Source organism: Streptomyces aurantiacus JA 4570 (genome assembly GCF_000414115.1).
GTDB classification, from domain to species: domain Bacteria; phylum Actinomycetota; class Actinomycetes; order Streptomycetales; family Streptomycetaceae; genus Streptomyces; species Streptomyces aurantiacus_A.
The window spans coordinates 25,473-48,336 of the sequence record NZ_AOPZ01000066.1; the positions used below are offsets into that span (position 1 = coordinate 25,473).

22 protein-coding genes and 1 pseudogene are annotated in these 22,864 nt (G+C 66.4%); 18 read left to right on the plus strand and 5 right to left on the minus strand.

Annotation, left to right across the window (positions count from 1 at the left end):
• Window positions 1–226 precede the first annotated feature (226 nt).
• From STRAU_RS08400 to STRAU_RS08450, 11 genes are all read left to right on the plus strand, one after another.
• Window positions 227–790 (plus strand): flavoprotein, encoded by a 564-nt coding sequence (locus tag STRAU_RS08400; RefSeq protein ID WP_203227365.1) that lies wholly within the window; start codon window positions 227–229, stop codon window positions 788–790.
• 52 nt (window positions 791–842) lie between these two features.
• On the plus strand, window positions 843–1,604 hold the full coding sequence (locus STRAU_RS08405; RefSeq protein WP_158692037.1) for a class I SAM-dependent methyltransferase: 762 nt from the start codon (window positions 843–845) through the stop codon (window positions 1,602–1,604).
• Between the two features lie 21 nt (window positions 1,605–1,625).
• Window positions 1,626–2,777 carry a YcaO-like family protein gene (locus STRAU_RS39570; protein ID WP_037658204.1) on the plus strand — a complete coding sequence of 384 codons (1,152 nt, stop codon included), beginning with the start codon at window positions 1,626–1,628 and terminating at the stop codon, window positions 2,775–2,777.
• Window positions 2,778–2,910: 133 nt separating this feature from the next.
• On the plus strand, window positions 2,911–4,119 hold the full coding sequence (locus STRAU_RS38910; RefSeq protein ID WP_158692038.1) for a TfuA-like protein: 1,209 nt from the start codon (window positions 2,911–2,913) through the stop codon (window positions 4,117–4,119).
• A complete protein-coding gene (locus STRAU_RS08420; RefSeq protein ID WP_016639841.1) occupies window positions 4,116–6,002 on the plus strand; it encodes a condensation domain-containing protein in 1,887 nt (628 codons plus the stop codon). The genes STRAU_RS38910 and STRAU_RS08420 overlap by 4 nt, the downstream gene beginning before the upstream one ends.
• Window positions 6,003–6,290: 288 nt before the next feature.
• Window positions 6,291–7,313 carry a class I SAM-dependent methyltransferase gene (locus STRAU_RS38915; protein ID WP_158692039.1) on the plus strand — a complete coding sequence of 341 codons (1,023 nt, stop codon included), beginning with the start codon at window positions 6,291–6,293 and terminating at the stop codon, window positions 7,311–7,313.
• 344 nt (window positions 7,314–7,657) lie between these two features.
• A complete protein-coding gene (locus STRAU_RS08430; protein WP_052029007.1) occupies window positions 7,658–9,160 on the plus strand; it encodes a class I adenylate-forming enzyme family protein in 1,503 nt (500 codons plus the stop codon).
• A gap of 1 nt (window position 9,161) precedes the next feature.
• Window positions 9,162–10,325 carry an acyl-CoA dehydrogenase family protein gene (locus tag STRAU_RS08435; RefSeq protein ID WP_016639843.1) on the plus strand — a complete coding sequence of 388 codons (1,164 nt, stop codon included), beginning with the start codon at window positions 9,162–9,164 and terminating at the stop codon, window positions 10,323–10,325.
• 39 nt (window positions 10,326–10,364) lie between these two features.
• Window positions 10,365–11,132: a class I SAM-dependent methyltransferase gene (locus STRAU_RS08440; protein WP_016639844.1), complete on the plus strand. Its 768-nt coding sequence runs from the start codon at window positions 10,365–10,367 to the stop codon at window positions 11,130–11,132.
• Window positions 11,133–11,147: 15 nt separating this feature from the next.
• Complete coding sequence (locus tag STRAU_RS08445) at window positions 11,148–12,206, plus strand: pyridoxal-phosphate dependent enzyme (protein ID WP_078621054.1); 1,059 nt, start codon at window positions 11,148–11,150, stop codon at window positions 12,204–12,206.
• A gap of 15 nt (window positions 12,207–12,221) precedes the next feature.
• Window positions 12,222–13,043, plus strand: a complete 822-nt coding sequence (locus tag STRAU_RS08450) for a Rossmann-like domain-containing protein (RefSeq protein WP_037658205.1) — start codon at window positions 12,222–12,224, stop codon at window positions 13,041–13,043.
• A gap of 155 nt (window positions 13,044–13,198) precedes the next feature.
• On the opposite strand, the gene STRAU_RS08455 is transcribed toward STRAU_RS08450, so the two are convergent.
• From STRAU_RS08455 to STRAU_RS08465, 3 genes are read right to left on the minus strand one after another with little or no spacing between them, the layout of a single operon-like run.
• On the minus strand, window positions 13,199–15,196 hold the full coding sequence (locus STRAU_RS08455; protein WP_078621056.1) for a condensation domain-containing protein: 1,998 nt from the start codon (window positions 15,194–15,196) through the stop codon (window positions 13,199–13,201).
• A complete protein-coding gene (locus STRAU_RS08460; RefSeq protein ID WP_016639848.1) occupies window positions 15,160–15,414 on the minus strand; it encodes a phosphopantetheine-binding protein in 255 nt (84 codons plus the stop codon). Before STRAU_RS08460 ends, STRAU_RS08455 begins: the two co-directional genes overlap by 37 nt.
• A gap of 54 nt (window positions 15,415–15,468) precedes the next feature.
• Complete coding sequence (locus STRAU_RS08465; protein ID WP_158692041.1) at window positions 15,469–16,428, minus strand: ATP-grasp domain-containing protein; 960 nt, start codon at window positions 16,426–16,428, stop codon at window positions 15,469–15,471.
• An 800-nt stretch (window positions 16,429–17,228) separates the two neighbouring features.
• Between STRAU_RS08465 and STRAU_RS40040 the strand changes: the two genes are divergently transcribed.
• The gene (locus STRAU_RS40040; protein ID WP_078621060.1) at window positions 17,229–18,269 is read left to right on the plus strand and encodes a patatin-like phospholipase family protein; all 1,041 of its coding nucleotides are present in this window, start codon (window positions 17,229–17,231) and stop codon (window positions 18,267–18,269) included.
• A 110-nt stretch (window positions 18,270–18,379) separates the two neighbouring features.
• Here the strand turns inward: STRAU_RS40040 and STRAU_RS41360 are convergent.
• Both STRAU_RS41360 and STRAU_RS08475 read right to left on the minus strand, forming a co-directional pair.
• Window positions 18,380–18,516 (minus strand): annotated as a pseudogene (locus STRAU_RS41360) (pirin family protein); the annotation flags it as partial.
• A 280-nt stretch (window positions 18,517–18,796) separates the two neighbouring features.
• Window positions 18,797–19,237 carry a hypothetical protein gene (locus STRAU_RS08475; RefSeq protein WP_016639850.1) on the minus strand — a complete coding sequence of 147 codons (441 nt, stop codon included), beginning with the start codon at window positions 19,235–19,237 and terminating at the stop codon, window positions 18,797–18,799.
• A 348-nt stretch (window positions 19,238–19,585) separates the two neighbouring features.
• Between STRAU_RS08475 and STRAU_RS08480 the strand changes: the two genes are divergently transcribed.
• The 6 genes from STRAU_RS08480 to STRAU_RS08505 form a co-directional block, all read left to right on the plus strand.
• The gene (locus STRAU_RS08480) at window positions 19,586–19,846 is read left to right on the plus strand and encodes a hypothetical protein (RefSeq protein WP_158692042.1); all 261 of its coding nucleotides are present in this window, start codon (window positions 19,586–19,588) and stop codon (window positions 19,844–19,846) included.
• A 226-nt stretch (window positions 19,847–20,072) separates the two neighbouring features.
• Window positions 20,073–21,209 carry a hypothetical protein gene (locus STRAU_RS08485; protein WP_016639852.1) on the plus strand — a complete coding sequence of 379 codons (1,137 nt, stop codon included), beginning with the start codon at window positions 20,073–20,075 and terminating at the stop codon, window positions 21,207–21,209.
• 95 nt (window positions 21,210–21,304) lie between these two features.
• Window positions 21,305–21,631 carry a PadR family transcriptional regulator gene (locus STRAU_RS08490; protein WP_016639853.1) on the plus strand — a complete coding sequence of 109 codons (327 nt, stop codon included), beginning with the start codon at window positions 21,305–21,307 and terminating at the stop codon, window positions 21,629–21,631.
• The gene (locus STRAU_RS08495; protein WP_016639854.1) at window positions 21,628–21,984 is read left to right on the plus strand and encodes a DUF1048 domain-containing protein; all 357 of its coding nucleotides are present in this window, start codon (window positions 21,628–21,630) and stop codon (window positions 21,982–21,984) included. Before STRAU_RS08490 ends, STRAU_RS08495 begins: the two co-directional genes overlap by 4 nt.
• A gap of 1 nt (window position 21,985) precedes the next feature.
• The gene (locus STRAU_RS08500) at window positions 21,986–22,312 is read left to right on the plus strand and encodes a DUF1048 domain-containing protein (RefSeq protein WP_016639855.1); all 327 of its coding nucleotides are present in this window, start codon (window positions 21,986–21,988) and stop codon (window positions 22,310–22,312) included.
• A gap of 165 nt (window positions 22,313–22,477) precedes the next feature.
• The coding region (locus tag STRAU_RS08505) for an ATP-binding cassette domain-containing protein (RefSeq protein ID WP_037658212.1) at window positions 22,478–22,864 on the plus strand (387 nt) is incomplete at its 3' end.

Sequence of the window (22,864 nt, forward strand, 5' to 3'; positions counted from 1 at the left end):
CCGCGCGTCCACCACTCGTCTCACGATGGACATACCGGGACCGTCGTATCGCATCCCCTTTCGCCCCACGGCTTCTGACAACGTCGCCTCGTCCCCCGCACGGTGCCCACCACGCCCCCTCGACTTGAACGCAGAGGTGCCCATGTCCTCCAGCGCTGCCGCCTCTTCTGACTCAGGATCGTCCGCACCGCCCGACCGCCCGCCCGGCGTGCCCACGTCCCTCCCCTTGGACCGAGGCAACGTCCTCCTGATCGGGACGGGCTCGCTGAGCGTCAGCCTGTTCCCCAACTGGGCGCTTCTGCTGCAGCGTTGGTACGACGTTTCCTTGCGCGTCTGCTTGTCCGAGGCGGCGACGAAGCTCGTCTCCGTCGATGCCATCTCCGCAGTGACCAAGACTCCCGTGTGGACCGGCACCCTGAGCAACCCCGGCTGCATTCCGCACAAGGAGCTGGCGACCTGGGCAGATCTGGTCGTCGTCGCGCCCGCCACCGCCGGCTTCGTCGGCAGATGCGCCCATGGCATCTCGAACGACCTGCCGGTCTCTGTGGTCATGAGCACGGACGCTCCCGTGGTAATCGCTCCCGCCTTCTCCGAGCAGGCGCTGCGGAAGCGTTCGGTCCAGCGCAACCTCGAACTTCTCGAGGAGGACGGCTACATCGTCGTGCCCTCGAGGATCGGGACGTGCGCACACACCGGAGAGGACAGCCCGGGTGCCATGGCGGACCTGGGCACGATTCTGGATGCCTCGGTCTCCGCGCTCAAGCGCGCACCCCAGACACGGACAAGCTGAACGCTCGCGCCGCCGGCCGTCTTGAGAGGGCTCTCTTCCTATGCCGCTTCCCGTGCCGCTTCCCGACGACTTTTCCCCGCGTCTGATCAGGGGCGATGCTTTCGGCCAGTTGCTGTCCACGTGCTGGGCGGCCGGAGGGGCACCCGGAGCGGCGGTCGACGCCGCCGAACGTGACGACGGCTTCCTGTTCCAGCTGGATGCCTCTCTCTATTTCCAGAAGCCCGATGAGTGGTGCCCCACCGACCGATGGGCCTGCGAACGGGCAGTGGGGGACGTCCTGGACGTGGGATGCGGTGCGGGTCGGCATGCCCTCGTGCTGCAAGAGGCCGGGCATCGTGTTCTCGGTGTGGACCCCTCCCCCGGCGCTGTCTCCGTGGCGCGGCAACGTGGCGTGGACGTGAAGCAGCTGGCGGTGCCTTTGCCTGCTCACCGCCTCGGTGTCTTCGACACGGTGGCGATGCTCGGCGGCAACCTCGCCCTTCTGGGTTCCGACGAGACGGCGAAGCAGGTCCTGGAGAGTCTGACGTCGGTGACCCACGAGGGTTCCCGCATTGTGGGGACCGGGATGGACCCGCACCTGGCCGACATGGGGACTGATGGTGCGGCGTACCTGGAGGACAACCGACGCGGCGGCAGACTCCCGGGCCAGTTCCAGATGCGTGTCCGCCACGGCGCCGCGGCCTCCGAGTGGTTCGAGTACCTCATGGCCTCGGAGCAGGAACTCGTGGGCGTCCTCCGTGGCACACCGTGGCGGCTGAGCGAGATCTCACCGTACGAGGAATCACGTTATGGGGTCGTCCTCGTCCGAAGCTGAGTCCGATACGGAGGTCGACGCGTGCGGAAGGTCTTCTGGGAAGGCACACATCGTGTGCGTTCCCCCCACGAAACCTGGGATCTTGTCTCCCCGAGACTCTCGGGCTACGGCATCACCCGGGTGGCGGACGTCACGAGGCTCGATCGCATCGGCCTCCCCGTCTTCATGGTGGTCCGGCCGCTCAGCAAGAGCTTGACCGTCGCACAGGGGAAGGGAGTCACCGAAGCCGCGGCCAGAGTGTCGGGCGTGATGGAGTCCATCGAGTTCTGGCATGCCGAATCGGCATGCCCCGAACCAGTGCACTCCGACGTTGCCGCGACGGACTTGCGCTCTCCCTACCTCCTTGAGGGGTTGCCGCAGTACCCGGGCAGCCTCCTCACCAGCAGCATGCCGCTCCACTGGATCGAGGCCCAGGGCATGCTGAGCGGAGCACCGGTTCTCGTTCCTCGCTGCTGTGTCGAACTCAATGACCTCGAGGACGGATCGTGGTGTCCGCCCGCCCTCTACCCCTCCAGCAATGGCCTCGCCGGCGGAAACTGCCGTGCAGAGGCAGCCGTGCATGCCCTCTACGAACTCCTTGAGCGTGACAGCGTGGCGAGGCGGCACCTGGATTCCGGGCGTAGCCCAGGCGTCGACGCGGACACCGTTCCGGACCCTTGCTGCGCTGAACTCATCCGCAGGATCCGAACGAACGATGTGTGGCTGGAGATCGAGCATGTGACCAATCGGTGGGGCGTTCCCTGCTTCGTCGCACATCTCTGGTCGGATGACCTGCCCGTTGTCTGTTCGGGATCCGGTGCGCACCTCGATCCGGCCATCGCCCTCAGCCGGGCGCTCAGCGAAGCGGCTCAGACACGGCTCACCGTCATCACCGGTACCCGCGACGACGTCGACGAGGTGGTGTACGCCACCGGCCGACGGCGCTTCGAGGCGCCCCCGAAGACCTCCGATCCCGTGAGCTGGAGCACGGCGACAGCGCCCTTCACGACAGCGTTCGACGACATCGATCGCGAACTCGACTGGCTCTGCGGTCTCGTACGTGACGAGACGGGAGGCGAACCGGCCCTGGTGGACCTCAGCACGGCCGCGGACTTCTCCGTCGTCAAAGTCCTCGCGGAGCATCTCGACTTCCGTCTGGACATCCCCTTCTACCCGGAAGAGGCCGCTTCCTGAGATGACCACACATGTTTTCTCGGGCCCCACTGTGAGCCCTCCGGAGATCCGCGGCTTCTTGCCTCGGGCGGTCGCGCACCCTCCTGTGTCCCATGGGGATCTCCACCGCATCGGATGCGGGCCGGACGATACGGTGCTGATCATCGATGGCTTCTTTCAGCAGCGGATCCCCATCAGGCACAAGGAGATCCTCGAGGCGATGGCGGCCGGCAGCAGGGTGGTCGGTGCCGCGAGCATGGGCGCGCTGCGTGCCGCCGAACTCCACACCTGCGGAATGAAGGGCATCGGAGAGGTGTTCCACGCCTACCGGACCGGCGACCTCACGGCGGACGACGAAGTAGCGGTCGCGCATCAAGAGGACGGCAGCTACGCAGCCCTCTCCGAGCCGCTCGTCAACATCCGGCATGCGCTCACGTCGGCGCGCAAAGCAGCGGTCGTGTCCCGTGACGAAGCCCGCGCTCTGCTCCATGTGTCCAAGTCCCTGCCCTACTACGAGAGAACCTGGCCCCGCATAGCGCGTTGCGCCGAGCCTGCGTCCGGCGGTCTCCGCAGGGCAGTGGACCGCGTGCTGGAGCACCTGGCGCGGGTGCCTGCGGCAGCCGATCTCAAACGCCAGGACGCTCTCCGCGCCCTGAGCCATCTGCGCGACACAGCTGCGGACTGTCCGCCCTCGCCCCCCGTGATTCCCGCGTCCGCCCTCTGGCGCACGAACTTCGCTGCGAGCTGGGAAGCGCACCATCGTGGGGAGACCGCCCTCGGGACACACGTTTCGTACACGGCAGTGCTGTGCTATCACCAGGTCTTCCAGCGAAGTTTCGCGCGCTCCTGGAGGGAGTACGTGCTCAGGAACGTCGCCGGCCCTCGTGAGGGCGCATCCTTCGAGGAGGTGGAGACCGCGGCGTTGCAAGCCGCCCGCCGAGCGGGAATTTCCGTGGACACCTTGCCGACCCACAGGCTCGCGCACTGGCTGACCAAGGACGAACTGCTGGGCCTTGACGAGCGCGAGCAGCTCCTGCGCCTGCTCGTGCGCTCCTACCGAGTACGGCCGGGAGCAGCACCCTTCACTGCTTCCACTCCCGCGCTGCGACGACTGGTCGGCGACTGGCCGACCGCGGTGCGGCGTGTCGTCACCCACACGGACGTCGCTGATGCCTCGGGCCGGCGGGAATCTCCCGACTCGGCCGACACCTTCTCCCTGTGCGAGCGCTTGGTGGGCATGTGGGAGATCGACACGAACGCCGGCCGTACACTGACCGCCGCGGCACGTGATCGCGGCCTGCCCACGGTGCGCCAGGCCCTGAACGTTCTCCGAGCCCACCCCACCGGGGAGATGGTGGAGTGAATCGCATCGTCCGGACGGGCCCGCTCACGCGCACGCAGTTCGCGTTCTGGTACGGATACCTGGAGACCCCTCCGCAGTACCGGCGGACGTCGCACCTCACGTGTCTCGTCGACTTGCCCCCGGGCACTTCCAGCGCGACCGTCGCTGACGCCGTCCACCTGGTGCGAGACCGTCACGAAGCCCTGCGCTCCACCGTCCGTCTCGGCCCGGACGGCGAGCCGCTTCAGGAGGTGCGCGCCGCCGAGCACGTCGCACTGCCACACCGTGCACTGCCAGAGCCCGCCGGACCAACGGAACTCTCCGGCGTCCTGGCCTCCCTGGCGGAGGAGCCCATGGAGCTCGGAGAAGGCCAGCCGGTCAAGAGCGTGCTGCTGACCGAACGCGGCCAACCGACGCACCTGTGCTGGGTCGTTCCGCACGTCTTCAGCGACGCCCAGTCGCTGGACATCCTGCGCGAGGACACCCTCAAGGCTCTCGTGCTCGCCCGGGGACGCGCAAAGGACGAGGGGCTCCGGCTCTCCCCCGCAGGCCAGATCCTCGACACGGCCCTGGCCGAGCAGTCGGAGGACCATCAACGGCGGAATACCGCGAGTATTCGTCGTTGGCGGGAGAAGCTGGCCTCGACCCCCACCACGCAGTTCCCCTACCGTCGTGCTCCCGCTGATCAGCCCGCGAGAAACCGCGTCGTCAAGCTGGCGTCGACCAGTGTCGCCTCGACCCTCCCCATGGTGGCGAAGCGGTTCGCAGTGCACGGCTCAAGCCTGGCGCTCGCCCTGTTCTCGGCGTTGCTCGGCGCGTACACCGGCAGCAGGAGGTGGTTGTGGCAGGTACTGGCCGATCGGCGTCCCAGGGGTGACGGTGACACCATCGGCTGCTTCATCAGCCCGGCGCTCGTCGATATCGGGTTCGCGAAGTCGACGACACTCTCCGAGTTGGCTCACGGAGCGGGGCGCGACGTCCTCGTCGGCCTTCGACACGGCGAGTACGACTACGACGGCATGGTGGCCGCGAGCGCCGAAGCCTCCGCGCGCCGCGGCGCGGGGATCGAATTGCTCACCTACTTCAACTACCGGCAATCGCCGGGAGAGAGCCCCCGCGGGGAGACGGACGTCAGCACTGCACCGCGAGGCCGGATCTCGACCTCGTCCGGGTCGCCGCCGACAGTCCTCATGGCGTCGGTCTCCTTGGGCGGTGACGAGAGCGGGGCCGGGGTCTTCCTCGAAGTCTCGGAGGACATCATGTCGGAGTCCGCCCAGGAGGCGATGGTGCTCTCGTTCGAGCGCATCCTCCTCAAGGCCGCGGCAGACGGCGACATCCTCCTCCGTGAGATCGAGGATGCCGCACGCACAGACGGCTGGTACGCCCCACCCTCCTGGACCCGGCTGAGCGGAGACAGGTGGGTGGACCTCGACCTCACCACACACCTGCTTCAGCAGCATCCGGACGTAGAGTCGCTGCGTCTGACCGTCGACAGCGAAGGCGCCACGGACGCCGAGCTGCACGCCCGCGTCGGCTGGCGTACGACGCGGGCTCAGCACACCGGACTCGACCGCCACGCGCGGGCTTTGCTGGGCACACCAGGTTTCGTCCTTCCGGACCGATTCATCACGGATTCGGTTGCGGCGCAGCCTCCGCGGAGAGACCGGCACGATCAGCCGGATGACGCACCGTGGCGCGCAATCCACGGCGCGGTGCAACGCGTCCATGGCGACCGAGCGGTCGAGCCGTCCATGAGCTACCTCGCGCAGGGCTTCTCGGTCCGGCGGCTGCCCGCGGTTCATGAACATGTGAGACGGGCCGGCTGGGGCGGAATATCTTTCGACGACTTTCTCACCCCAGCACCCTTGGAATCCATCGCGAGGCGCCTTCGGCGACTGCACTGACAAGTCTCACTCAAATGTTTCCGATCGACGCTTCCTCGGATATTGCCCTGCCCCTCGGCCGCCTATAGAGTAATACGGCAATTTACAACCTTCACGGAAAGGGTGAATTCGCATGCCTGAAAACTCTTCAGCCACGCCCGAAGGCACTTCGACCACGCCCACAGTCAGCGAACGCGCGGCTTCCGCGGAGCATCTCGGGCTTTCGCAGCACGAACTCGACGAGCTCCTCCAGGACAACGACTCGTACGTATCCTTCGCGGCTCACGCTCACTGCTGACCGCTCACGGCGTGCCGGGCCCGCGCATCACGGCGGGACCGGCACGCCTCATTCATTTTCTCGACAGCGGTGCCTTTATCGAACGGCGGCTTATGTCGGAATCGTGGTTCGTCAAAAAAATACGCGAAGGCAGCACCCTGTTGCCGCAGGACTGGGACCGACTGGTGGACGCGCATCACACCCGCAGCCCCGGTGGCACCTTCTGCGCCTTCGCTCCGGCCCGCGGACCGGCCGGGCTGTCGTCCTACGAAGCTCTTGCCCGTGCGGTGACGCAGGCTGCGGAGCACACCACGGAGGCTGCGGAGCACACCACGGCACCAGGAGTCGTACTAGATGTGGCCTGTGGCGACGGGGCGGCTCTCGCGGCAGTCCTGCACAGAGCACGCGGACGCAAAATGGGGGTTGGCGTCGACAGATCCAGCGCCGAGCTAGCCGGCGCGCGCCGACGCCTGGGCAAGGACGTGCCGCTCGTCCAGGGTGAGGCCGGACGCATTCCGCTGTCAACGGCCTGCGCGGACGCGGTCATCTGCCATCTCGGCCTCATGCTCTTCTCAGACCTTCCCCGGGCCCTTGCGGACATCGGCCGATTGCTGCGTCCGGGCGGAACGTTCGCAGCAATCGTGGAAGCGCCGCCGGCCGTTCCGGTGCCCGACTCCCTGGAGTGCACGTGGGGGGAAGTCCTCACCGACTTCTGGAACTCTGAGTTCGGCAGGGACCTGCCGGACCTGCCACTGGACGGGAGGTTCGAACCCGCTGGACTGGTCGAACTCTGCCGTTCAGTGGGCGCGTTCTCCACCGGCGCCACGGTCACCGACGCGTCGGTGTCGCTCAGCCTGAGCCCGGAGGATCTCTGGGATCGCTTCCTTTCGGGCATCTACCTCGTCTCGGCGCTGACGGAGCGGCAAAAGCGGCGACTACGCGCGATGGCCATCACTTCCTTCGCGCGTCGGGCGGCCCCAGATCACATCGTTTCGCTACATATTCCCCTGAATCTACTCGTGGCGCGTCGCTCCCAACCCAAGGCGATCGATTGATCACGCGTCAGGTCGAGTACCAACCTGCTGTAAAGAGAATGCAGTTGCTTATGGACGGCTCCCCGGTGCCGAGCTTAAGGTAGATCGCGAAGGCAAAGGAGAAAGTCGCCCTGCCGTGCCAAAGGTCGCGGTAAGGCACTGCCAACTCGTGCAGGCGCCCGCCTCGGTGGCGTCCGTATAACTCCGACTCTCAGGCAGCTCAAACTTACTGGGGATTCTATTCCCAAGCTTCCTCGTAGCCCACCGGTCGACCACACGACGTCGGCGAACTCGCGCTCCTCAGCACAACGCACGGAGCGCGAGGAGGAGTGGTTGGACAAGCCAGTTTCGAGAAGGTGAGAGCGATGCCCGCTTCCGCTGCCGCGTCCTTGCTGCACACCCTCGTGACCGCGGCCGCGTACCACCGGCCGGATGCCATCGCCGTGTGCGACGGCCGCGGAACGTGGTCGTACGCAGAATTGGACCAGCACAGTCGTACCTACGCGGACAGCTTGGCACGCTCAGGGGTGGGCGCCGGGGACCGCGTACTGATTCGTGCCGTTGCGGAGCGCTGGGTACTCGCCGCGATCTATGCCTGCTCGCGGCTGGGAGCCATCGCCGTACCTCTCAGCCCCGACCTGCGGCCCGCCCAGGAGCAGCAGATAGTTGCCGACGCCGAGCCGTCCCTGGTCCTCACCTCCGCACCCGAGACCGGCCCGCCTCTCGGGGACCGGCCGAAACCCGACGGCCCTCCCGCTCGCGCGGACGCCGACGTCCTCTTCCTCTACACGTCGGGGAGCACGGCGCAGCCGAAGGCCGTGAGGTGCCCACATGCTCAAGTGCTGTTCGCCACCGGAGCGATCGCCGCGCGGCTGGGGTACCGCTCGGACGACGTCATCCTCTGCCGTCTGCCGCTGTCCTTCGACTACGGCCTCTACCAGGCATTCATGGCTGCGTCTGTGGGGGCCACGGTGCTGCTTCGAGGGCCGGGTCGGGACAGCGGAATGCTGGCCGCCATCCGCCGTCACGCGGTCACCGTCGTCCCCGTCGTGCCGTCACTCGCACACATGCTGATCCGGCTCGGCCGCCACGCCACCGCGCCCGGCGTACGTTTGGTGACCAACACCGGTCAGGCTCTGTCCGCGGCACAAATCGACGGTATCCGCCGTGTGTTCCCGCATACCACCGTGCGCCTCATGTACGGGATCACCGAGTGCAAGCGCGTCACCATCGCCGACCCGGACAGCGATCTGACACACCCCGGCTCCGTCGGCAGACCGCTACCCGGCACCACGGTACGGATCGTGGACGCCCAGGGAGCGTCTCTGCCCGTCGGCGCGGAAGGGCAGATAGTCGTCTCCGGGGCGCATTTGATGGTCGGCTACTGGAAGGACGACGCGCTCACCCGGCAGATCTACCGTACAGACGCCGTCACAGGAGAACGCACCCTGTACACGGGCGACTACGGCCACCTCGATGACGCGGGCCGACTGTACTTTCACGGCCGCTACGACGACTTGTTCAAACAGGGGGACGTACGAACGAGCGCCGCGGAGATCGAAGCCGCGGTGCTCGCCGACCCGCAAGTCGCCGACGCGGCTCTCGTGCCGCCCAGTGGTGACCGTCCCGCAGTCCTCTTCACCGTCACCGCGCTGCGTTCCGATGAGGTCTTACGGCGTCTGCGTGAGCGCCTGGAGCCGTTGAAAGTCCCGAAGATCTGCCGTGTGGTCGCGGAACTCCCCATTGGTAGCACCGGCAAGACGAACCGAGCGGCGCTACGAGCACGCGCGAATCAAGAAGCCGCTCAACACGTTGGGGCCTCCTCCGCCCCCGGACTCCGTCTCCCACCACCCGCCGATCGGAGCTGACATGACGAAGGCCGAAGCCCTGGCGGCCGAGGTGGTACCCGTGCTCGCCCAGCACGCGGGCAAGGCTGACGCCGACGCTGCCTTCCCGCACGCGAGTGTGCTCGCCCTGCGCGAAGCGGGCCTCTTCGGGCTGCTGGTGCCCGCGGCGCACGGGGGCATGGACGGCGACCTCGCGGACCTCGTCCAGGTGGCCACCGTTCTCGCAGGAGGCTGCCTCTCGACCGCAATGATCTGGGCCATGCACTGTCAGCAGGTCGACGCCGTCGTCCGGCATGCCGACGACCGTCTGCGCGCCGAGTTGCTCCCTCGCATCGCGCAGGAGGGCTACTATCTCGCGTCCGTCACCACCGAACCCGCCAAGGGGGGGCATCTGCTCCGGGCATCGGCGGCGCTCCTGGCCGAGGAGCAGGACCTGGTAGTCCGGCGCAGTGCACCGGTCGTGACAGGGGGCGAGTACGCAGACGGGTTCCTGGTCACCATGCGTGCCGGACCTGACGCACCACCGAGCCAGGTCAGTCTGGTGCACCTCGATCGGACGCAAGTCGACGCTCAGGTGGTGCGCGGCTGGGATGCGATGGGCATGCGTGCCACTCGCAGCGTAGGGATGGAGTTGTCGGGCGTCGCCGCCGGACATCAGGTGATAGGCCCGCCCGGTGGATTCCGGCAGGTCGCCGTGGACAGCATGATTCCGGCAGGACACCTGGCCTGGTCATCCTGCTGGATCGGAGCCGCGCGCAGGGCCTTGGACGAACTGGTCGCACTGCTCCGCTCGAAACGCCGGCCGGGTGGCATCTCGGTGAACAGCGACCTGGTCCGGCATCGGCTCGCTCGGGTGCGCATAGATCTTGAGGTGTCCGGGACGTACTTGCTGCGCGTTCGGGACGAGGTACTGCGACGGCGCCGCACTGGCACTCCGCTGGAGGATCGCGGGTTTCAGACTCGCCTCAACACCTTGAAGGTCGTCAGCTCCGAGCTGACGTTCTCGGCAGTCGACCGGCTCGTACAGCTGGCGGGGGCGATGACGGGCTACCTGCGGGACGCTCCTGTCCCCTTGGAGCGATTCTTTCGGGACCTGCGCTCAGCGAGCCTCAATTACTCCAACGACCGTCTGCTCGATGTCATCGGAGCCCACACCTTGCTCGACGGCGCCGGATCTCTGGACTGACCGCCGTGCCCCCCGTCACCCACCTTGTACGGAGGCAAGATGACCGACCGGCTCGCAACCGGTGTCTCGTTCGACCGAATCAATCGCCAGGCGGTACTGGACGAACTGCCTGCAACCCTCCCACGTGACGAGATCCTCGCGATCAACAGCACGAAGTCGGATGTACACACCCATCGCAGCTACACGTACAACGGCTGGACGTTCGATGTACCGCCCGGCGTCTTCGCACCGGGTGACACCAGCCGCATCATCCACGATCGATTGCTGGACGGGACCATCCCTCTCGCCGGTAGACGGTACGCAGTCGTCGGTGCCGGGCTCGGTGTCGAAGCCGTGATCGCCGGCCTCAAAGGTGCCGGTGAAGTCATCGCCTCCGATGTCCACAGCGCTAGTGTCGCCACCGCGACGGCCCATTATCGGCGCCTGGTGGGCGACCGCCCGGGCACCCTCTTCCGTCCGCTCGTGTCCGACCTCTTCGAGGGCTTCCCCCACCCCGTGAGGTTCGACGTCGTCACCTTCAATCCTCCGGCGGTGAGCACGAAGACGAGCGACGACCCAGCGGTCATACGCAATGTGTGCACAGGCGCCGGCATCGTCACGCGCTTCTTCGACCAGCTAGCCGAACGCGATCTCCTCGCGCCCGACGGCGAGGTCCATCTCGTCGTGTCCAACACGTCTGAGATCCGGGCCATCGTCGCCCACGCCATCGGGCTGGGGTTCCACCCCACCATCACGCATCGCCAGACGTGGGAAGGCGACAACTGCCAGGCATTCCTCTTCCGGCTGTGCCGTAGCGACACCCGCTGACCGGGAGGAGGACGGATGCATCAGCACATAGTCGAAGCACTCAAGGAACCGGACGTGGTAGCCGTTCCTCCAGGAGCCCTGTGCCTGCGCTTCGAGTCCATGAAGCTCTATTCGGCCCTCCGGGCTGTGCGTCACCTCCTGGAGCGGGGCGAGGTGGCACCGGGCGACACCCTCATCGACAGTTCCAGCGGCATGTACGCACAAGCGCTGGCACTGGCCTGCCACCGTTACGGCCTCAACTGCCACATCGTCGGCTCGACCACAGTGGACCATGCTCTTCGCATACAGCTCGAAATCCTTGGCGCCACACTCGAACAGGTCCGCTCCTCGAACGATCTACGCCTCGACCAGAACCTCCGGGTGGAGCGGATCTCCCAGCTTCTGCAGGAGAATCCGAGCTACCACTGGATGCAGCAGTACCACGACTCGATCCACTACCTCGGCTACAGCGACATCGCTGATCTCATCAACAAGGAGGTACCCGACGGTCCCTTGACGTTGGTCGGCGCGGTGGGCACCGGCGCCTCGACGGGGGCCATAGCCACGTATCTCCGTGAGAGCGGGCGCGCGCTGAGGCTCGTAGGGGTACAGCCCTTCGGCAGCGTCACATTCGGCGCCGAACACGTCGCGGATCCGGACATGATCATTGCCGGAATTGGTAGTTCCATACCGTTCCGCAACGTCCGGCACGACCTGTACGACCGCATCCATTGGCTCAACTTTGACTATGCCATGTCGGGGGCTGTACACCTCCTGCGGGCCAGCGGAATCTTCGCCGGTCTCTCCTCGGGCGCGGCCTATGTGGCCACACTCTCCGAACTCGAACGCGACAGCTCGCGAACGTACGTCTTCCTAGCCGCCGACACCGGGCACCGCTACGTCGAAAGTGCTTACGCGCGACACGCCCATGCCGTGAACCTCGAGTCCATGCGCGCGCACGAAGTCGACACACAAGCGGGATTGGAGCCTCCGTGGTCGTCGATGGACTGGCCGCCGCCCGCCCACGCAAGTCAGTCCACAGAAGCTTGGTCGCTTCCCCTGTCCGGCGCGTTCCAGCACAGTTCCCATCCGTAGTAGAGAGGCCCCGGCATGTCCCACTCACAGCCGTACTCCTTGGCCGGCCTCCAGCAAAAGGTCCTCGCCGGGCATTACGGGCTCCCGCCCGAGGAGTTCGCCACCACCAGTGCGTTCTGGCTCCACCACACCACCCGGCTGTCCGGAAGCCAGGTCACTTACCGGAACCACTACCTCCTCCTGAGGTCCGGCGATGCCTTCGGGGCCTGTTCCTTCGAGGCGGGCGAACTCACACCCGATCTGTGCGCCGACCTCTCGGGGCACTCCCTCGACAGTCTTCTGAGGCACCCGTCAGCAGTTGTTCGTATCGCTGCTCTCGACGCATATCTCGCCCAGGTCCTGCCCCACCGTGAGGCCGAAGGGGCTACCCCTGTTCGCCTTCCTCACGGCACACCCGAGGTCCGTGCACAAGCCAGGGACAGGGCCGTCGCGGAACTCCTTGCCGTCCCCGCCGGGGCAAAGGTCGCCCTCATAGGCGTCGTCAACCCTCTGGTCGCCGCCATTCGCGACCGCGGCGGCGTGCCCCTGCCCTGCGACTTCAACCTGCGCAGCACACAGTGGGGGGAGCCGGTCACGGACGACATGCGTCACGTACTCGCAGAGGCGGATGCCGTGGTCGCCACTGGTATGACGCTGGGCAACGGAACCTTCGACCACATTCTTGATCACTGCCGTGGAAAGGAACTGCCGTTGGTCGTCTACGCGCAGTCCGGCAGTTCGGTTGCCCGTGCCTTCCTGGGCGCAGGGGTCACGGCATTGTCAGCGGAACCCTTCCCGTTCTCGCAGTTCAGCGCGGAGGAGACCGTGCTCTACCGCTATCGGGCAGACCCGAGGTAGGGCCGGGCCCGCGCCGCCGTCAGCCCCTGCCCCGCTGCGTCCTCCGGCGTGGCGTGGCACGTGCTGGCAGGTCGTGCACGTTGATGCCACACATGTGGTTCGCCACGGAAAGGTGGCGGGTCGAGAGACAGACCGCAGGATGCCCCGCCCATCCCCTATCGCCTCAGTGCCTGGGCGACCTCTCCGAGGCTTGCGGGCGCCAGGAGGCTTTCATGGTCGAACGGGCGGATGCCCCGGCTTTCCAGCTGCATCTTGATCCACGGCAATTGCTCAGCGCTCCCGCCCTGGGCTCGGTAGCTGGCGTGAGCATCGCCATGCGGCCTGCCTGTCGCTTCGGCCACCGTTTCGCACAAGAGCCGAGTCGCCCGGTCATCCGTCGAGGCGGCCTTCTGCCCCGTCCCGGCCCTCCTGACCACATAGGTGTCGGGCAGGACGACCCCATGGGTGCGAATCCTCTGCTGCCCGTGGTTACGCAGCCCTGCTTCGGTGATGTCCCCCGCCGTGGTCTCCACGGTCACCACCAGTTCCTGGTGTGGCCCGGTGTCGACGACCTCGAGCTCTGCCGTGAGCACGCCGGGCAAGCACAGGAACACCGCCCGTGTGGCTTCGAAGTCGATCCAGCGACCGTCCCGCAGCCGCCGGAGCTCGGGCAGTCGGGGCCAGGCGCCGGCTCCCATGTGCTTCCGCGCCTCCTCAAGGGGCACCTCGCCGTCCACGGCGAAGCGCACCAGCAGCTCCTCGATCGCCTTCAACACATCAACCATGTCGTCGGGCAGGATCAGCTCTCTTCCGACCCACAGGTCGAGACACGCCTCGGGGCGGAGGAACCGTACCTCGACGGCCACCAACGGCCGGTCGTCGGACACCTCCTCCCACTTCAGCCGGGACCGGCGACGCAACCCGTCCAGTCGGTGTGCGTCGGGCTCGTCCGATGAGCGGAACGCCCCTCGGCAGTTGAACCACAGGTTGACGCTCTTCCAGGTGCGCTGGTCCAGGCCGACGTCCGAGTGGGCTTCCAGGAGACGCGCGTAGTCGTAGTCGCAGTGCACCTGGCCGACGAACTGCTGCTTCCATGCCGCCCGCACAGCCTGCGAGAACAGCTGATGCGCACGGGAACCAACCTGGGCGTAGACGTTCTGGGTGGTGCAGTCGATCAAGGAGCGGCCCTTGTCCACTGCCCCCTTGTCCATGTACATCGTCCACGCGACGTTCTGCCCGGCGTAGGTGGACAGGACGACGTCCACCGCGGCGAAGACCACGCTGTACCGGGGCACCTTGAGCCGGCGCGCCGCGATGTCGGCGGCATGCGTCACAGCGGCCGAATGCATGCGCAACTTCTGCCGGACGACTGGTTCCGGGGCATGGTGTTCTCGGAAGGGAAGCAACACGTTCGGCAGCTGCTCGATGACACCGGTGAGATGGCGGATCGCCCGGTCCGCCCGCAACAGCCCCTGGGGGGACTGCTCGTACTCGATGCGGCGCGCCAGGGACTGTGCCGGGTCCAGCCCCTCCTGTGGGTCGGCGCCTGCTCGCAGGTGGGCGAGCATGTGCTGCAGCTCGTCCTGCAAGACATCCATCGTTCGCGCGGTGGCGAACATGTGGTGCACGACGAGCGCAACCCATCTGGGTACCGAGGCGACCGTCAGCACGTCTGCACGGACAGTAGGTCCGTGCTCGGCGTCCAACGTCTGCCCACCCGCTTCACGCAGGGCGTCGGTGACCTGCTCATCGGCATCACTGTCCAGCTCTCGTACGCGCATCACCATGGAACCGCTCGTGTTGATGCGTTGGCGTGGCAGCGGGCCTGGCTCGATGGTGCTGCGCAGCGCCTCGTGCCGGTCCACCAGAAGCTGAAGCGCGGTCCTGACGTCGGCAAGGCTCGTTCTGTCGGGAACCCTGCTGCGCACGAGAAGGTTCCAGCGCCCAGCAGTGCGCGGCTGTTCGGCGTACAGGTGCCAGAAATAGAGTTGAGCTCTGGACAGGGGAAGAAGGCTATGAGTCGTGTGTGTGCTCGGTGAGTGCGTCACCTTTGTCCCTCTCCCACATCCGCACCAGCGGGCTCGACTGTGAAGGACGTGAATCGACTCGTTCACGGTCAGCAGTGCTCGGGAAAGCTTCAGTCGGAGCTGCGAAGTCCTGAGAAGACCTTCCACAGACTGGCAGGAGTGCCGAACATGCTGCTTTCCAGGAACTCGTCCGGCACGGCGACCTCATATCGATCCTCGAGTGCCAGCAACAGCTCAACCGTCCCGATGGAGTTCAGGCCGGCCAGCACCAGATCCGTGTCCGGAGACAAGACGTCTTCGGGGTTCATGTCGGGGAGGAATGTCCGGAGTGTTTCCTCGAATTCGGCGTCCCACGTCTCTTCCACTGATTCCTCCCACAGCGCGTCCCTATCACGCTTCCTGTACCCCTGTACTCGCGGTCAGCGACCCGCGTGGGCATGAACGGTCGGACGCCACTGCTGACGTGCACGCTCGAAGTCCTGACTGGCCGCATACAGGAAGGAGCCGGCTTCGGTCAGTGCCACCGGGGGAACACCCAGTGCTTGCGACGGCTCGAAGAACGTCGGGCAGGTGTTGACTTCGTAGATATAGAGGCGGCCATGGACGTCCTTGGCGAGATCGACTCCGGTGAAGAGCCCTCCCACTGCCTCCGAGGCACGCTCGGCCAGGACACGGATTTCGTCCGTGAGCTCCACCACCACGCGCTCGCAGCCAGGCGTGTTGGAGCGCCACTGGCCGGCCGGTGCCGTCCGCTGATAAGAAATCACAGCGCGGTAGTTCACACACATCACCCGAATGTCTCGAGCTTCGGCGTCGATGTGCTTCTGGAGGTAGAACCCCTCGTTCTTCACGCGGTACCCGTCACCTTCCGGGTTGCGTTCGGCTACCAGCCCGCTCAGGTCGTCGCGGTTGTCCACACGCACCACCCCACGCCCCAAGGAGCTCATCATGGGTTTGTAGACCAGGGGGTAACCAAGGGTGTCCGCAGCTGTGTTCAGCGTTTCGACCTGCTGCCCCCACACCACGTCGGGGTGCTGCACGTCGGAGGCGGCCATGAGGGCGGAGTTGAGGTACTTCGACTGACCACGCAGCAGCGTCATGGCCGTGTTGACGACGGGGATCCCGGCCAGCCGGAACGTCTCCAGCTGGTTCATGCCCAGGAGCAGGTCATCCTCGTAGACCCAGCCGATGACAAGTGAGGGCGTCACCTGCTTGCCGTTCACCAAGAACACCGGCTTGGAATTCGCTATCTCGATGACTAGTTCGTGGGGGTGTACGCGAATGGCCTCGCCACCCTGCCTCGCGATTTCCGTGAACATGACGTCGTGATCAGGTTCGTCATCATCGTTACCCAGCAGAACAACGGGATTGACGCTCATGGCAATCATCCATTCCGGCCGACCAGTGGATCGATGTAATTCGACGTCATCGGTGAGCGGGGTGGAACCATACGCCCGCGGTTTCGACATCGTGGAGATCGCAGGCACCCCCCACCAGAAGATCGAACAGCAAGCTTCTCCGGACCCCGCGACGGCTGTCAAGACACTGTCGACGACGTGGCTTCGTCCCGCGTTCCTCCGGAAGAGCATTGACACTCAGTGCACATGGAAACCTCTCAGGCTTCCGGATTCGAAGGCCGGTACCGACTCAGAGTCACGGGTCAGGGTCGGATTCACTCACAAACCTTGACCTTTCGGCGAGTGACGACACGTTCCGCTAAATGCACCAAATGGGTAAACGACGCTCGCGGTTACCCAAGTGAATCATCGAGCACACGCAGCCGAAGCGTGTGCTGCCTCACATACGACGTGCTAGCGATGCGGCCATCACTCTGTCTAAGCTTCGCCATGATCCATTTCTGCATGGATCGACAACTTCACACACACCTGGGTGAATCAGGTGGATGATCGGAACCGACCTGCGGCATCGGCTTCGGTGAACCGCCCCCCGGTATGCGCGAACCGCGCACAGCTCGCCCTTTCCTGCCTACAACACATGGCGTCCGCCCTCCGCGACGGGACTCACCCCATCAGCTATCGGCACTCCTCAGGGACAGCGGCAACAGCAGCCTCGTCGCAGGCCGTCGAACGGAAGGTGATCACGCCACGTTCTCCCGTCCGCGCAAGCCGCGTGTTGTTCCCCTCTGTCCTGTCGACACCAGCCAGGAGGACACGCTCACATGACGGTAGCCTTCGTGCTCCAAGGCGGAGCCAGCCTCGCCGCGGTGCAGGTGGGTATGCTGCGCGCGCTCACTGAAGCTGATATTCGTCCCGACCTCGTCGTAGGGTGCTCCGCTGGGGCACTCAATGCCGTAGCTTTCGCGCAGGACCCCACGCTCGCGGGGCTCGAGAATCTTCAGCGCCTCTGGTTACGCGTACGCCGCGGCGATGTGCTTCCGCTGCGCCCTCTGTCGCTCACCGTTGGCATCGCCGGCCTGCGGGACAGCATCGCGGCACCCGACCGACTGAGCCTCCTGATACAACACGGCCTGCGCATAAGCGATCTGAGGGACACAGCGGTCCCTGCGCACGTTGTCGCCACTGACGTGTATACGGGAATGCCTGTTGTGCTCTCTCACGGCTCTGCCTTGACGGCTCTCCTCGCCAGTTCGTCCATCCCCGGTGTACTGCCTCCCGTCCCATGGGAAGGGCGGTCGTTGGTCGACGGCAGCCAGTCCGCTGACATCCCCATCAAACAGGCCGAGTCACTTGGCGCGATGACCAGTTACGTCCTTCCCTCACTGTTGGCCGTCAGACCCCAGGCATCCCCTGTCGGCGTTCTGCCCATCCTCATACGCACCCTGGGAACCATGGTCGGCCGGATCGCGGCAGGTGAACTCGCGGCAGCTCAGCGAAACGTTCATGTGCTGCCGACCCCTGAGGTCTACAGAGCGCTCAATCCGCTGAGCTTTCGGCACACAGCGGAGCTGATCCAGCGGGGTTATGACACCACACGTGTCTGGCTGGCCAAGCACTCCACCTCGTCCAGGGCGGCAACCTCATCGGGTGGCGGCAACGCCGCACCGCCGGCCGCCGCGAGCCTTCCGGCAGCCGCCCTCTCTGCTCCTCCGCCGGGCGAGCTCGCCAAGCCTGGTGACACGCCTCGGGCTGCACAAGGGCTCAACTGCCGGCCAGTTGCGGACTCTCGGAGGGACCGCCTGTCGACTCCGCCAGTGGCCGGGCCCGGCGTCACGTTCCCCGAGGGCGTAACTGACGCCTGAGCGCGAGGCAGCGTCCTCGCAACGGTCGCGTCAACAAGGTACGCCGCCCGCACCCGTGGCTCTCGGGCCGCCCGCCACCCCGAGCCGCCGACCGCCCTCATTCCCGCAGGTCAGCGCACCCGCCCCCGGGGCTTCAACGGCACCGCAGGAAGCGTAGGAGCAGGCAGCGGCCCCCGTCGTACCCCTTCACCTCGCCGAAGCGCGAGCCCTCCATCCAGTGGGCGCGGGCCTGCTCGATCTCTTCCTGCGCGGCGACCTGGTCCTCGCTCAGCCGCGGCGGCGAAGAGCCGGCCGGGGTTGGGCAGGTACATCGCCGGCGACGGTGCCGGGTGACCGAGCGCAGCGACGACGGCTGACGGATCAGGGACCCTGATACGTCGTCAGCGCCCGGGCCGATCAGGCCGCCGGTAAGCCGTCACCGGAAGCTTCCCGGCCCCCGCCTCCCCCGCCTCTTCGGCCGTCACGGATCCGTATGACCTTGAAGGCGAAAGGCGCACCGGGGCGGGGGGCGGCGTCAGACCTTTCTGTCAGACCTTTTTGAGCGTCAAGGGCGTTTCCGTCTTGAAACCGTCCTTGGAGACTCCACCCTTGATCTTGACGACATGTCCGCGGGAGTGACAGGACGGGAGACCCGCGAAAGTCCCTTCCATCGTGTTCAGCGCGATCGCAGGGCTTTTGTTGGCCTCGGCGACAAAGTAATTGCCTCCCACGGACTGGACCTTTCCGGTCTTGCTGTTGACCGTGGTGGCATGAACCGCGTTGCTGTCGAGGAATTCGACGGTGACGTGCTGGGCGGCCTCCCCTGTCGGCTTGAAACTTCCAGTGAAGGTGCCGCTGTAGTGCTCAAGCCGGCTCCCGCAGGTGGCGGAGTTGGCGGAGGCGGAGTCGGCCTGGGCCGGTACGGTGAACAGGCCGGCTGCCGCCAGAACTGTCACGGACAGCGCGGAGACACGACGGATTGCGGACATGAACTCTCCTTCTCCAAAGCTGGAGGGGAACCGCTTGGCTCTCCCGGCGTGATAGTGGCTCACCCAGCAGGTTCGTAGCGGCGGGCGCGCCGGGCCCGACTGCCTTCTGGCTGCAAATGGAGGCGCCACGCATTCAGCATTTGGCATTTGGCGTTCGGCATTTGGCCGAGATGGACAGACACAGACTCCCTTGCGGTTCGGTGGAAGGCCGGGGCGCCGAATGGGCGACTTCGCGCCGGGGCGATCGAACGGTACGAGAAAGAAGCACCGTTGTCTGCTTCTCTGAGGCGCCAGGCGGCCCCCCGCCACCTTTCCTCACAGAAGGCAGGAACGTGCATGCAGGCGCTCATGAGCACTCAGGTCCTTGACCCAACGCTGGACCTGGACATCGAAGTCCTGGAGTCCCTCGAAGCTCACGTGGTACCGGTCGACGGGCCGGGCCAGCAGGCGTGGCAGCAGGGCTGGGCGGGTGTGGGACACACCGGTCAGGCCGTCTACCACGGCGTGCAGGGAAACTGGGGCGCAGCGATCGACCACGGGGCCCAGGCGGTCTCGAACTTCGGCTCGGCCGCCTACAACGCCTACCAGTGGTACAACGGCGGCCACTGAGACGCCCGTAGCGGCAACTCCCTTTCCCCGCCGGCACGCGCCGCCTCGCCTCGTGTCCACTTCCCCGCAGCGACGCCACGCGAGGCGGCCCGTGCCGGGCCCCGACGGGCATCACGTGCCCTGATCCCCACAGAGGCTGATGACTACCTCGACTGTCTCGCCCGGCCCGTCCGCCCCATCGGTCCCGCCTGTTCAGCCGCCACCCTGGCCCGCTCTGCGCCCCGGCGTGGAATTCACCGCTCACGGCGAGCGAATCGTGGTGAGCCTGCCGGAAGGCGCGTACCTGCGCATGGGGCGCGACGCGGTCGAGCTCCTGCGGAGCCTGGACGGCACCCGCTCCAGCGAGGAAGTCGCCGTCGCCTGGTCCGCCAGGCTCGGGTCGCTGAAGTCCGCTGAACTCCTCCAGCACTTCACGCGCCTCAACCTGCTCGAAACCGCCGCCCCCGCTGCCGGTGAAAGGCGCCTCACGCGGCCCAACCCGGTCACCATCCAACTCACGCTCTACCGGCCCCACAGGCTGACTGGCGCGCTGGCCGCGCTCGGCGTTATCGCCGGTCACCGGAGTTCGCGGCTGCTGTACGCGCTGCTCCTGGCCGGCGGCGCCTGTGCGACCGCCACGCGGCTGCCGGACATGGCCCGGTCCCTGCTGGACCCGTCACCAGGCATGTGGTGGCACATCCTGCTCGCCATGATCGCGGTGAACATCTGCCACGAGTTCGGCCACGCCACCGCGGTCGCCGCACTCGGCGGCCACCCACGCCGCATGGGCATCGCCCTGCTGTACTACGTCTGCCCCGCGTTCTTCTGCGACGTCTCCTCCAGCTGGCGTCTGCCACGCGGTGCCCGCGTCGTCGTCGCCCTGGCCGGCGTCTTGGTCAATGCCGGCATGGCCGCACTCTCCGCCCTCGCCGCGGCCGCGGACGTCGCCGGACATTCCGAGTTCTGGTGGCGGATGGTCCTGGCCAACCTCTTCACGGTCACCATCAACCTGATTCCGTTCCTCAGACTCGACGGCTACCTGCTCCTGCTGGCCTTCGTCGACGAGCCCTTCGTACGCCCGCGTGCCATGGCCGACGCCCGCTCCTGGCTGAGCCATCACATCTGGCGCAGAAGCCCGCAGCCTCGCCAGTTCGCCCGCAGGTGGAGCGTCCCGTACGGCCTGCTGGCCATCGTCTGCCCCGCCCTGCTCATCAGCTTCATGCTGCTCGCCCTGGCGCCCCTGCTGTTCAGCTTCGGCTGGCCCGGCACCGTGATCTGGACACTTGCCACCCTGCTCGCCCTGGCCCGCCTGGCCGACGGAATCCTCCGCGTGGCCAGGCCCGCGGCCCCCGCGTCGGCGGGGAGGCCCGAGCCCACGGCGTAGCGACTCCGCCGCGCTGACATCCTCCACTACTCGGTGGTACCGTATAGTGGTACTCGGTACTACGCAGTACCGCTAGGGGCCGAGGAGGACTCGCGGTGGACGACCTGACGGAGATGCTGAAGGGCACGCTCGAAGGATGCGTGCTCGAAATCATCGGCAGCGAGGAAACGTACGGGTACGCCATCACCCGTCAGCTGAACGAGCTCGGCTTCGCCGACGTCGTCGAGGGGACGGTGTACACCATCTTGCTGCGCCTGGAGAGGAACGAACTCGTCCAGGTGACGAAACGACCATCCGGGATGGGTCCGCCGCGCAAGTTCTACGCGCTCAATGACGCCGGACGCGAGGAACTCGCGAAGTTCTGGACGAAATGGCAGTACGTCTCATCACGCATCGACAAGCTCAGGGAGGGCGGGAGATGAACTTCTGGGAGACCATCACAGGCAGCGATCTCACCAGGGATTGGAAGGCGTTCGAAGCCCGGGCCGCAGCCCTGCCGGACGACTACCGGGCGGCGTGGGATCAGATCAAGGTCCACCTCCTTCCCCACGGGGACTTCACCGGCCGCAACCTGACGCCGATCGCCGACGCCGCCCTGGGGCTGCTCGAAGAAACAGCGGCGGAGGGGCAGAGCGTCCACGAGGTACTCGGTGACGACATCCCAGGCTTTTGCATGGCACTGGCCGGCGGGGAAGGGGCTCGCACCTATCGCGACCGGTGGCGCGAGCAGTTGAACAGGAACGTCGCAAGGAAATTGAGCCGGCTGGGAGGCTGACGTGGGCATCCAGGACATCATCGAGGGCAAGAAGCAGTGGCGGGCACACATGGCTCGGGTCAAGGCACTCCCGCCGGACTACCAGATCGTCTACAAGGAGATGCAGAAGTACCTGTTCAAGGTCGGACCGATCGACCTGCCTGACGGGCCTCTGCTCCCCGGGATCGTCGACTTCTTCGAGGAAGGCGTCGCCGCGGGCAAGGGGGTCCTGGAACTCATCGGCAACGACGTCGCCGCGTTCTGCGACGACCTGGTCAAGGACTCACGCACCTATGCGGACGCCTATCAGGAGTCCATCAGCAGGGACCTCGGCACAACCGAGAAGTAGCGCCCGTCGCCTCATGCCAGTGGGCGCGGGAGCCCGCACGCGCGGCCCGTTCGCCTCGGCGCGGCGCGAATAGACGCGGGCCGACCGGCCGCCGGAAGCCGCCGCAGCTTCCACTCCCCCTGTGTCTTCAGCCTCCGAAAGGAAGCCATCATGCCTTTATCTGTCATGCCCACATCCAGTCGAGGTGACGGTCATCCGTCGCCGACCGCCGTCTCCGCCGTCGGGCTACGCAAGTCGTACGGCGAAAAGCTCGTCCTCGACGGTATCGATCTGCACATCCCGGCCGGGTCCGTGTTCGCGCTGCTCGGGCCGAACGGCGCGGGCAAGACCACCGCCGTGAAGATCCTGTCCACGCTCATCACCGCCGACGCCGGGGACGTGCGGGTGGGCGGGCACGACCTGGCCGCCGACCCGCAGGCGGTCCGTGCCGCGATCGGTGTCACCGGGCAGTTCTCCGCCGTCGACGGCCTGATCACCGGCGAGGAGAACATGCTCCTCGTGGCGGACCTGCACCACATGTCCCGGCGTGAAAGCCGCCGCGCCACCGCCGAG

Bases quoted from the DNA above. Each gene is read 5' to 3' on its own strand.
- STRAU_RS08430 (WP_052029007.1), top strand. From the start codon at position 7,658: ATGCCCGCTTCCGCTGCCGCGTCCTTGCTGCACACCCTCGTGACCGCG.
- STRAU_RS08435 (WP_016639843.1), top strand. From the start codon at position 9,162: ATGACGAAGGCCGAAGCCCTGGCGGCCGAGGTGGTACCCGTGCTCGCC.
- STRAU_RS08440 (WP_016639844.1), top strand. From the start codon at position 10,365: ATGACCGACCGGCTCGCAACCGGTGTCTCGTTCGACCGAATCAATCGC.
- STRAU_RS08445 (WP_078621054.1), top strand. From the start codon at position 11,148: ATGCATCAGCACATAGTCGAAGCACTCAAGGAACCGGACGTGGTAGCC.
- STRAU_RS08450 (WP_037658205.1), top strand. From the start codon at position 12,222: ATGTCCCACTCACAGCCGTACTCCTTGGCCGGCCTCCAGCAAAAGGTC.
- STRAU_RS08465 (WP_158692041.1), bottom strand. From the start codon at position 16,428: ATGAGCGTCAATCCCGTTGTTCTGCTGGGTAACGATGATGACGAACCT.
- STRAU_RS40040 (WP_078621060.1), top strand. From the start codon at position 17,229: ATGACGGTAGCCTTCGTGCTCCAAGGCGGAGCCAGCCTCGCCGCGGTG.
- STRAU_RS08475 (WP_016639850.1), bottom strand. From the start codon at position 19,237: ATGTCCGCAATCCGTCGTGTCTCCGCGCTGTCCGTGACAGTTCTGGCG.
- STRAU_RS08480 (WP_158692042.1), top strand. From the start codon at position 19,586: ATGAGCACTCAGGTCCTTGACCCAACGCTGGACCTGGACATCGAAGTC.
- STRAU_RS08495 (WP_016639854.1), top strand. From the start codon at position 21,628: ATGAACTTCTGGGAGACCATCACAGGCAGCGATCTCACCAGGGATTGG.